This is a genomic window from Pseudomonas sp. GW821-FHT02H06 (assembly GCF_059421525.1).
Genome location: NZ_JBWKVD010000009.1, coordinates 230,256 through 240,294, shown reverse-complemented (window position 1 = coordinate 240,294; position 10,039 = coordinate 230,256). Strand labels below are relative to the sequence as shown.

Annotated in this window: 9 protein-coding genes; 4 read left to right on the top strand and 5 right to left on the bottom strand. The window is 60.2% G+C overall.

Annotation, left to right across the window (positions count from 1 at the left end; translation table 11 throughout):
- Positions 1-177: 177 nt before the first annotated feature.
- The gene (pstS, locus tag AC07VF_RS16835; RefSeq protein ID WP_495009225.1) at positions 178-1,212 is read right to left on the bottom strand and encodes a phosphate ABC transporter substrate-binding protein PstS; all 1,035 of its coding nucleotides are present in this window, start codon (positions 1,210-1,212) and stop codon (positions 178-180) included.
- Between the two features lie 212 nt (positions 1,213-1,424).
- On the opposite strand from pstS, the gene AC07VF_RS16830 reads away from it, so the two are divergent.
- On the top strand, positions 1,425-2,825 hold the full coding sequence (locus AC07VF_RS16830; RefSeq protein ID WP_495009226.1) for a diguanylate cyclase domain-containing protein: 1,401 nt from the start codon (positions 1,425-1,427) through the stop codon (positions 2,823-2,825).
- A 97-nt stretch (positions 2,826-2,922) separates the two neighbouring features.
- Here AC07VF_RS16830 and AC07VF_RS16825 read toward each other — a convergent pair whose 3' ends face one another.
- The 4 genes from AC07VF_RS16825 to AC07VF_RS16810 form a co-directional block, all read right to left on the bottom strand.
- Positions 2,923-4,221, bottom strand: coding sequence for an NAD(P)/FAD-dependent oxidoreductase (locus AC07VF_RS16825; protein WP_282367062.1), 1,299 nt, complete (start codon positions 4,219-4,221; stop codon positions 2,923-2,925).
- A gap of 254 nt (positions 4,222-4,475) precedes the next feature.
- Positions 4,476-5,015, bottom strand: coding sequence for an MOSC domain-containing protein (locus AC07VF_RS16820; protein ID WP_192173373.1), 540 nt, complete (start codon positions 5,013-5,015; stop codon positions 4,476-4,478).
- A complete protein-coding gene (locus AC07VF_RS16815) occupies positions 5,012-5,641 on the bottom strand; it encodes a DUF1780 domain-containing protein (RefSeq protein ID WP_074888345.1) in 630 nt (209 codons plus the stop codon). Before AC07VF_RS16815 ends, AC07VF_RS16820 begins: the two co-directional genes overlap by 4 nt.
- 116 nt (positions 5,642-5,757) lie before the next feature.
- Positions 5,758-6,660: a helix-turn-helix transcriptional regulator gene (locus AC07VF_RS16810; protein ID WP_495009227.1), complete on the bottom strand. Its 903-nt coding sequence runs from the start codon at positions 6,658-6,660 to the stop codon at positions 5,758-5,760.
- A gap of 348 nt (positions 6,661-7,008) precedes the next feature.
- Between AC07VF_RS16810 and AC07VF_RS16805 the strand changes: the two genes are divergently transcribed.
- From AC07VF_RS16805 to AC07VF_RS16795, 3 genes are all read left to right on the top strand, one after another.
- The gene (locus tag AC07VF_RS16805; protein ID WP_495009282.1) at positions 7,009-8,325 is read left to right on the top strand and encodes an MFS transporter; all 1,317 of its coding nucleotides are present in this window, start codon (positions 7,009-7,011) and stop codon (positions 8,323-8,325) included.
- A gap of 193 nt (positions 8,326-8,518) precedes the next feature.
- On the top strand, positions 8,519-9,208 hold the full coding sequence (locus AC07VF_RS16800) for a fumarylacetoacetate hydrolase family protein (protein WP_495009228.1): 690 nt from the start codon (positions 8,519-8,521) through the stop codon (positions 9,206-9,208).
- A gap of 50 nt (positions 9,209-9,258) precedes the next feature.
- Entirely contained in the window at positions 9,259-10,023 is a 765-nt protein-coding gene (locus AC07VF_RS16795; RefSeq protein ID WP_495009229.1) for an SDR family oxidoreductase, read from the top strand.
- Positions 10,024-10,039 lie beyond the last annotated feature (16 nt).

The following is a 10,039-nucleotide window of genomic DNA, read 5'->3' as shown; positions in this document are numbered from 1 at the left end:
GGGTATAGCGCAGTCCGGTAGCGCGCCTGCTTTGGGAGCAGGATGTCAGGAGTTCGAATCCCCTTACCCCGACCATTTTCGCCCCAGCTGTATCCGGGCAGAAAATACCGCTGAAGCGCCACTCGCGCTGAAGCCACAAAAAAGCGTCCTTCGGGACGCTTTTTTCGTTTCTGGCATTTACTGAGCCTTGGGCGGGTTAGCCCAATAAGCTTCGATCTGATTTTTCAGGTCATCGGGGATCGGTGCGAAGTCGAGCGAGCGTGCGTGTTCCTGCCCGCTCTCCAGCGTCCAGCGAAAAAAATCCTGAACGGTCTTCTGACGATCAACGTCCTTGGGCTGCTTGTACATCACGATGAACGTCGCGGCGGTAATCGGATAAGCGTTTTCCCCCGGCGCGTCGAGCATCGACAGGTCGAAATCCTTCGCGTTTTTCCAGTCTGCTGTGGCCGCTGCCGCCTGAAAGCTTTCGGTGCTCGGCGTCACGAACGTGCCGGCAGCATTCTGCAGCAGCCCATAATTCAACTTCTGCTGTTTGACGTAGGCGTACTCGACGTAGCCGATCGAGTTTGGCACCTGCTTCACGTACGTCGCCACGCCTTCGCTGCCTTTGCTGCCCATGCCCACCGGCCACTTCACCGACGCGCCTGCGCCAAGCTGGTTCTTCCATTGCGGGCTGACCTTCGCCAGGTAACTGACCCAGTTGAACGTGGTGCCGGAATCATCCGAGCGATACACCACGCTGATTTTCGCGTCAGGCAATTTCACGCCCGGGTTCAGGGCGGCGAGGGCAGGGTCATTCCATTTGCTGATTTTGCCCAGGTAGATGTCGGCAAGCACCGGGCCTGTGAATTTCAGGGTCCCCGGTTTGACCGAGGCGACGTTGATGACAGGAACAATGCCGCCGATCACAGAAGGGAACTGCTGCAGGCCGAAAGTTTGGAGGTCGGCCGAGCTCATCGGTCGGTCAGTCGCACCGAAATCCACGGCCCCTTCCTTTATCAGGGCAATGCCCGCGCCAGAGCCGATGTACTGGTAATTGACCTTGACCTGAGTCTTCTGGTTGTAGTCGGTCGCCCATTTGTACAGCACCGGATAAATGAACGTGGAGCCGGCGCCGGTGACCTCGGACGCTGCGCCTGCCGTGGCGGCCATGGATAGATTGAGCGCGATGCCGAGGCCTGCGGCCAGCATCAGTCGTGAGAGCTGCAACATGGATGACTTCCTGTAATCAAGCGACATCGGGGTGAGATGCGTTGATGGGATCACAGCAAACAGCACGTTTTTATGACAAGGCGTGACAGATTTTCTTCATCGGCAGGTTGATCAATCGCGGCGGCCAAGCCCGTTATTTACACGTCGCTCCGGGTGCGGATTCATGAGGCCCGGTATAGACTTCAGGCAGTCTTTTCAGGATCGGCCGTCATATGAAGTCGCCAACTCCTCCACTCGAGCAACAGCGACTTGAAGCGCTGCATCTTCTCGAAGTTCTCGACACTCCCCCCGAGGTCGCCCTAGACCGGATCACTCGTCTGGTGGCGCAAGTGCTGAACGTGCCGATCGCTCTGATATCGCTGGTAGATCAGGACCGTCAGTGGTTCAAGTCCCGAGTAGGGCTTGAAGCGACAGAGTTGCCGCGGGAGCTCGCGTTCTGTACGCACGCCATCCTTGAGGCCACCGAGCTTGTGGTGCCCGATGCCGTCGAAGACGCGCGTTTCTGCGACAACCAACTGGTCACAGGCGATCCCCATATCCGTTTTTATGCTGGCGTACCCATACGCACCAGCCAGGGCTTTGCCGTGGGCACGCTTTGCGCCATTGACGCGCAGCCCAGAATCCTCACCCCAGACGAGCTGTCCATCCTCCACGACCTGGCCGAGATCGTCAGCCGGGAAATGCAGCTGCGGGAAAACCTGATGCTGACTCGGATTCAGAAGAATCGCTCCGAGGCCTTGTTTCAGGCCAGTGAGGCGGGCTATCGCTCGATGTTCGAGCTGGCGTCGGTAGGTATTGCGCTGGTCGCGCCGGACGGTGGCTGGATCAGCGTCAACGCCGCGCTGTGCGATGTCCTTGGCTACGCGCCCGATGAGCTCAAGCACCTGACGTTTCAGGACATCACTCACCCCGACGATCTGGACAGTGATCTTGAGATGCTGCATCAGCTGAGCGTCGGTGAAATCAACAGCTACCAGATGGAGAAGCGTTACCTGCGTAAAGACGGCAGAGCGGTTTGGGTCAATCTGAGCGTCACGAAGAAGCTGTCCGAAGCAGGAGAGCTGGAATATTTCATTTCGATCATCCAGAACATTCAGGCGCGCAAGGAGCTAGAGCAGGAGGCCCGACATGACTCCCTGACCGGTCTGCACAATCGCCGCGCGCTGGACTCGCTGTTGCCGATCGCTCAGGCGCGGGCGGATCGCTCCAGATTGCAAATGGCGCTGATGTTCATTGACCTGGATGGATTCAAAGTCATCAACGACAGTTACGGGCACGATGCCGGTGATGATCTGCTGCGCGCTATCGCCACACGTTTGCAGAGCTGCATCCGCAGGACCGACAGCCTGGTGCGGCTGGCCGGTGATGAATTTATCGTGATTCTGGAGGGCATCACGCCGGGGGTGGAAGAAGCGCGCGAAGTGGCTCAGAAACTCCTCGTCGCGGTTGCACAGCCCCTCACCATCAAAGGCGATGTCATTCGCAGCAACGCCAGCATCGGCTTTTCCATGTACGAACCCGGCTCCGGTAAGGCACCGGATGAGCTCATGCGCGAAGCCGACCGCTGGATGTACAAGGCCAAGCATCTGGGCAAAGGGCGGGTGATGCCGTAACGGGCGCGCACTCTCGCGCCCGCCCGGTAAGACGGGCGTGTGGAATGGGGGGAATGAGGCCCGCCGCATTTACGCGACGGACCTGCAGGGCTGAGCCTTAGTGCAGCTTCATCCGTGGCTCGGTGCCGCGACCGATTCGGCTGCCCAGCATGAGCATCAGCGTGCGGAACATGCCGTACAGCGCCATCTGATGCATGCGGTACAGCGAAACGTAGAACATGCGCGCCAGCCAGCCTTCAAGCATGACGCTACCGGTCAGGTTGCCCATCAGATTGCCGACCGCCGAGAACTTCGACAGCGAAATCAGCGAGCCATAGTCCTTGTAGCGATACTCGGGCAGCGTGCCGCCCTCGATGCGCAGCTTCAGCGACTTCACCAGCAACGACGCTTGTTGATGCGCCGCTTGCGCACGGGGCGGGACGTTGCGGTCGGTGCCTTTTTGCGGGCAGGCCGCGCAATCACCGAAGGCGAAGATATTGTCGTCGCGGGTGGTCTGCAGCGTCGGACGCACTTGCAGCTGGTTGATGCGATTGGTCTCAAGGCCGGCGATGCCCTCCAGAAATGCCGGCGCGCGGATGCCCGCCGCCCAGACCTTCAGCGTCGCAGGAATCACCTGACCGGTCGCAGTCACCAGGCTGTCAGCCGTCACCTCGCTGACCGCCGAGTTGGTCAACACCGTCACGCCGAGTTTCTCCAGCGTCTTGTGTACCGGGCCGCCAATGCGTTCCGGCAATGCCGGCAAGACGCGCGGGCCGGCCTCGATCACCGTGATGCGCAGATTTTCCGGCTTGATCTGGCCCAGCCCGTAGGCTGCCAGTTCGTGGGCCGCGTTGTGCAGCTCTGCAGCCAGCTCGACACCCGTGGCCCCGGCACCGACGATGGCGACGTTGATCTCCTCGGCCACATCCGTCTGGCTCGCGTGGGCGCGGAGATAGCGATTGAGCAATTGCTGATGGAAGCGCTCGGCCTGCTTGCGCGTGTCAAGGAACAGGCAGTGTTCCGCTGCGCCTTTGGTGCCGAAATCATTGGTCGTGCTGCCCACCGAAATCACCAGTGAGTCGTAATCCAGGCTGCGCGCCGGGACAAGCTCATTGCCGTTTTCGTCGAGGGTTTCGGCCAGGTGGATCTGCTTGTTTTCCCGATCCAGACCGGTCATGCGACCCATCTGGAACTGAAAGTGGTTCCACTTGGCTTGCGCCACGTAGTTCAGCTCGTCCTCGTAGGAGTTGAGCGAACCGGCGGCCACCTCGTGCAGCAGCGGTTTCCAGATGTGGGTCAAGTTGGCGTCGACCAGCGTGACGCTGGCGGTGCCTTTCTTTCCCAGGGTTTTACCCAGACGGGTAGCCAGCTCCAGACCGCCAGCGCCTCCGCCGACGATCACAATACGATGGGTCATGGGGATATCTCATAAGGCTTAAGGAATTCTGTGTCAGCGCAATCCGCGCGAGCGCAAGGCAGCTCATAGCGTCAGATTGCTCTGTAAATGGCTCAAAAAGGGCCCGGACCAAGCACCACCACAAGGAGCCGCCAACGCCAAAAAGGCCGGCGCTCGACTTGGGCGGGGGGCTTGAATGTACGCTTCGACACGCGCGGTGTCGGCAGGTTTCAGGCGGCTGATCATTTGAGGCTTTTTATCACTATTGACCCGGATCAGGAAACGGCGCTGTTGGCTGCGTTAAAGTCCTGGACGCTCGGTTCGATTGGCTCGATACACAAAACATCATCCAGACGCACGATGCCGCTTTGTATCACCCGCGCGGTGATTCCGCCATGGCCGCGAACGGCCTGGAAGATGCCGTGGCCGAGACGTTGCTCAAGGCGCGCGCAGGGTTGGCACCAGCCAGTGGTTTCGAAGATCGCCTGACCGATGCGGAAACGTCGGTTTTTCAGGCTGAACAGGTTGATGCCGCTGATCACGATGTTGCGTCGCAGATCCTGGGGCAACACCGGGTTGTCCTCGGCCCGGCCCATCAGCGAGCTGACCACGGCGAAATGCTCCCACTGGATGAGCGTCACCTGTCGGGCATTGCGCGGCCCCGGGCGGGCGTGATCGCCGGTCAGGCCTGCTTCGCGGCGCGCTTCCACGGCGTCCAGTTCAACCATCTCGCCACGGGATTCCGGGCGCACGCCGATCCAGCGCACGCGTCCGCGCTGGGGTACATCGGCGATCAATTCCTGCAACGGACTCATAAACTGATTCCCACATCAAAAACCACGCTGCGGCCCAAATTGGTCCGCAGGAAATCCGGGGCGTCCGGATGGGCGAACAATACCCGGGCGAAGGTCGGCCCGACCAGCGAGAGTGATCGCCAGCCCTGACGCAGATATTCGGTAGGCGGCGGAAAATGGCTGTTCAGGTCCAGCACTTCGCGTTTGAGGCTGGCGAAGGCAATGATGTCGAGTTCGCCCAGATCCAGCCCGCGTTCTTTGTAGTTGTGAGCTTTTTTGCGCAGGGTTGGCGCCAGGCGCCGCAGCAATTCGGCAGCGGGGATGCGTTTGGGTTTGGCTTCCCGGCGCACCAGTTGGCTGAGGGAAAACGCGCTGCGTCGGCGTTGCAGTTCTTCGCGCCATTCATCGTTCAACCGACGACCTTCGTCCAGAACGAAGAACACTTCAAAACACGCATCGCGAAACAGTACGTCCGGCGGCTCTTGCCCGGCAGGCAGGAAGTCGTCGGTGCGATGGGGAATGTTCAGGCCCTGCAGCAACCGTTCGCACACCCAACGTTCGCGCTCCCACTTGCGCGCATTGGACAGAAACGCATTGGCTTGCTCGGCCTGGCTCGTCAAAAGACGCAGATAATCGGAGTCATCCATGGCGCCAAGCTTAACGCTCTGGAGGGGAGAAGAAACACTGGGGCCGAGATAAAGTTGGCCGGGGAGGCGCTGATCCATTTAAGGAGCTGCCCGGCCCATGAGCGGGGTCTGGCAGGCTACAAATCCCGCTGTTTCCTGAACTGCCCCGGCGGCATGCCGTGGGCGTGGCGGAAGCGCCGCGAGAAGTAGGCCTCGTCGGCAAACCCACACAACCGCGCCACTTCCCCCACCGGTTTGCTGCCGTTGAGCAGCAGCGTGCGCGCCAGGTGCATGCGCCGCTCCAGCACCAGCTCGCTGAAGGTCTTGCCGACTTCCTTGCGCAGCCAGTGGGTCAGGTAGTTGGGGGACAGAAACGCGGCTGAAGCGGCCTTTTTCAGGCTCAGGTCCGGGTCGTCCAGGTTCTTGCGCACGTACTCCGACATCCGCGCCAATGCATCGCGGCGGCTGCGCTCGGCGGCGTTGTCATCGGCCAGCAGCTTGATCGGCTCGGCGTACAGCTGGCAGACCGTGCCGATCAGTTGCAGCAGGCACCCTTTGAGCACCTCCCGCGTGCCGAACTGCCTGTTCGCATCCAGCTCGCGCATCCGGCCCAGCAAATGCTCGATCTCGGCGAAGTCGGCCGCGTCCAGCGTGAAATCCAGATGCTCCTGAAATCGAAACGGCGAAAGCTCCGGGGCGAGGGCGATGGCCACGTCTTCGAGGTCCAGCGGGTCGCATTGCAACTGGGGCAGCAGGAAGGTCTGGGCAAAGTTGATCAGCAGAAAATTGCCCTCCGGCGGATGCGGGATCAGATGCAATTTGTGCGGGAGGATGAACGCCAGCGTGTTGCGCGGGAAGGGCCGGACCACGCCGCCAATGTGCTGCACGGTGTCGCCGCCGAGGTTGATTTGAATCTGAAAATATTCGTGCCGATGGGGCGCGGTCTCCGGTTTGCCCTCGGTTTTGCCGCGGATGTAAAAGTCCGGCCGCTCACTGCGCTGCTGCATGCCGTAGGTGGGTACGCGATTGACGGAATCCATCGAGTGCTCCTCGTCGTGTATTTCTTATTGTCGGTCGTCGTATGACAAAATCCAAAAATTTCATCAGCGTGGTGGCGAGTCGATTTGTCCAAGAATGGTCTGACTGGTCTCCTTATACAGACCGCTCTAGCGCAGGCATTTTCGCCCCCTTTTAGTTGCTGATTGCTGTTTTAGCACGCGCGCTGTTTTTTGGACAATTCATTACGGACGCCTGTTGAAATCCAAAAACGTTCTAAGCATCGTCTTGTTTAAAACCGGTCGTACGATAACTTGGGGGCGCACGTCATCACTCGATACCAATAAAAACAATGAGGAATTCTCATGTCGAGCAACCCTGATATTCAGGCGATGGATGCTGCCGTGGCCGCACCAGTCACTGCCGCTCCCGCCCGACCTATGACCCACCGTCGCTGGTTCATGCTGTCGCTGTTGCTGATCGCCACGATCATCAACTACGTCGACCGCGTCAACATCTCCATCGCTGCACCTTTCATGGCCAAAGACCTCGGTCTGGACAAGGTCGAGATGGGCCTGATCTTCTCCGCTTTCGCCTGGACCTACGCCTTCGCTCTGGTGCCCGCCGGCTTCATCGCCGACCGATTCGGCTCGCGCTTCACCTACGGTGCCTCACTGATCTCATGGTCGGCGGTCACGGTGTGCCAAGGCATGGTCGGCGGTTTCGCTTCACTTTTCGGTTTGCGTCTGGCCATCGGCGCGATGGAAGCCCCGGCGTTCCCGGCCAACAGCCGCGCGGTCACGGTCTGGTTCCCGGCGCGGGAGCGGGGCATGGCCAGCAGCATCTATGTGTGCGGGCAGTATCTGGGCACGGCGCTGTTCACCGGTTTACTGCTGTGGCTCGCGACGACCTATGACTGGCGTCACGTCTTTTACAGCACTGGCATTATTGGCATCGTTTTCGGGATTGCCTGGCTGTACTTGTACCGCGATCCGATGAACTGCAAGAAGGTCAGCAAGGAAGAACTGGCCTACATCGAAGACGGCGGCGGCCTGGTCAAAAGCAGTCAGGAAAGAAACAAATTCAAGTGGGCGCAAATCGCCGAGCTGCTGAAATATCGCCAAGTCTGGGCCATCTGCCTGGGCAAGTTCGCCAGCACCTCGGCGCTGTACTTTTTCCTGACGTGGTTCCCGACCTATCTGATTGAAGAGCGGCATTTGACCATGGTCAAAGTCGGCATCTTCGCAGTGCTGCCGTTCATTGGCGCCACCGTCGGCGTACTGCTGGCCGGTTTCATCGCCGACTGGATGATCCGTCGCGGGTACTCGCTGTCCTTCTCTCGCAAGCTGCCACTGGTGGTGGGTTCGGCGCTGGGCATGTCGATCATGCTGGTCAACTTCACCGACTCCAATGAAGTCTGCATCGCACTCCTCACAATCGCCTTTTTCGCACAGGGCATCGCGTCATCCTCCTGGGCGGCCGTGTCGGAGATCGCACCCAGAGAGCTGATCGGTCTGACCGGGGGCATCACCAGCCTGGCGGCCAATATCGGCGGCATCGTCACGCCGATTGTCATCGGGCAGATCCTGCACGTCACCGGCAACTTCGCCTGGGCGTTCTGGTTCATCGGCGGGGTCGCGTGTGTCGGCACGCTGTCTTACTCACTGTTGCTCGGCCGCATTTATCGCATCGAGCTCAAGGCCAGGTAACCGCTCAAGAATGTGTGTGTGAACTTATGCCGTACTGGGCAGAGGCGTATGCAAATACGCCTTTTTTAATGCCGGCGATATTGAGTTTTTTAGTCCAGCGCAAACACGGTTTTGTCCAACTTTCCCGCCGTTTGATCCCGTAGTCTCAAATGCACCTGACGGGGTCGAGCGTCTTTCGGTGATAAGGAATTTCATGAGCAACTTTGTATTCGAGCCGCCCCGAGTCAGCAGTCTGCCGGTGCATGGCAGTGACGCGCGATTCCCCATTGGCCGGGTGTTTTGCCTGGGCCGTAATTACCAGTGGGGCGATGTAGTCAGTGCCGAGCGTGAGGTCCCGGCATTTTTTATGAAGCCGGCAACATCGGTTGTGGACGCAGTGGGCGAGATCGCGTTTCCGACCCAGACCGAACAGTTTTGCCACGAGATCGAGCTGGTCGTCGCCATCGGCAAGGACGGCTACGAGATCGACGCCGAACACGCGCTGGACCACGTCTGGGGATACGCCGCAGGCCTTGATTTGACCCGCCGCGATCTGCAAATGGCGGCCAAGGCGGTGGGCAATCCGTGGGAGCCGGCAAAGGCGTTCGACGGTTCCGCGCCGATCACGCCCATTCGCCCGGCAGGCCGCGACGGTCACGGGCGAAAAGGCGCCATCTGGCTGAGGGTCAACGGCGTTGAGCGTCAGCGTACCGATCTCGATAGCCAGATCTGGTCGGTGAGCGAAGTCATCAGCCAGCTTTCCCATTCCGTCACGTTGCGCGCTGGCGATCTGATCATGACCGGCACGCCGCCCGGCGTTGCATCGCTCCAACCGGGCGACGTGATCAACGGCGGCATCGACGGCATCGGCGAATTTGAAGTGAGAGTGGGCGAGCGCCGCTGAGCGACTTACCCAGAACCGCAGCATTTTGATGAGCAACAAGGAGAACAATAATGACTGAGCAATCCGTTTCGAAAATTGCCCTGGTCACCGGCGCGGGCAGTGGTATCGGCCGCTCCGTCGCGTTGGGCCTGCTTGAAGATGGCTTTAAGGTGGTGGTGACCGGGCGTCGGCTGGAACCCCTCGAAGAGTTGGTGGCGCAAGCGCGCGAGCAGGGCGGTGAAGCGTTGGCGGTGTCGTGCGATGTGCGTGATCCGGCCAGTGTCGATCATCTGTTCGCGACGATCGAGGATGTGTATGGCCGCCTCGATCTGGTGTTCAACAACGCCGGCGTCAACGCCCCCGCCGTGCCGATGGACGAGCTGCCCATCGAGAAGTGGCTGAGCGTGATCGACACCAACGTGACGGGCGTTTTCCTGTGCAGCCGCGGCGCGTTTGGCCTGATGCGCAAACAGTCGCCCCAGGGTGGCCGGATCATTAACAACGGTTCGATCTCCGCCCATGTGCCACGCCCGTTCACCGGGCCGTACACCGCCAGCAAGCACGCCGTGCTGGGGCTGACCAAAAGCCTGGCCCTGGACGGTCGCGAATTCAACATCGCTTGCAGCCAGATCGACATCGGCAACGCGCTGACCGAGCTGTCGGTACGCATGACCAAAGGCGTGCGTCAGGCCAATGGTTCGACCGCCGTCGAGCCGATGATCGACGTCAAACACATCGCCGATGCCGTGCGTTACATCGCCGCGCTGCCGCTGTCGGCCAACGTGCTGAACATGACCGTCATGGCCACCAACATGCCCTTCGTGGGCCGTGGTTGATCCGTCCGAATTCGAA

Coding starts and splice junctions, on each gene's coding strand:
- pstS (WP_495009225.1), bottom strand. CDS start 1,212: ATGTTGCAGCTCTCACGACTGATGCTGGCCGCAGGCCTCGGCATCGCG.
- AC07VF_RS16830 (WP_495009226.1), top strand. CDS start 1,425: ATGAAGTCGCCAACTCCTCCACTCGAGCAACAGCGACTTGAAGCGCTG.
- AC07VF_RS16825 (WP_282367062.1), bottom strand. CDS start 4,221: ATGACCCATCGTATTGTGATCGTCGGCGGAGGCGCTGGCGGTCTGGAG.
- AC07VF_RS16820 (WP_192173373.1), bottom strand. CDS start 5,015: ATGAGTCCGTTGCAGGAATTGATCGCCGATGTACCCCAGCGCGGACGC.
- AC07VF_RS16815 (WP_074888345.1), bottom strand. CDS start 5,641: ATGGATGACTCCGATTATCTGCGTCTTTTGACGAGCCAGGCCGAGCAA.
- AC07VF_RS16810 (WP_495009227.1), bottom strand. CDS start 6,660: ATGGATTCCGTCAATCGCGTACCCACCTACGGCATGCAGCAGCGCAGT.
- AC07VF_RS16805 (WP_495009282.1), top strand. CDS start 7,009: ATGGATGCTGCCGTGGCCGCACCAGTCACTGCCGCTCCCGCCCGACCT.
- AC07VF_RS16800 (WP_495009228.1), top strand. CDS start 8,519: ATGAGCAACTTTGTATTCGAGCCGCCCCGAGTCAGCAGTCTGCCGGTG.
- AC07VF_RS16795 (WP_495009229.1), top strand. CDS start 9,259: ATGACTGAGCAATCCGTTTCGAAAATTGCCCTGGTCACCGGCGCGGGC.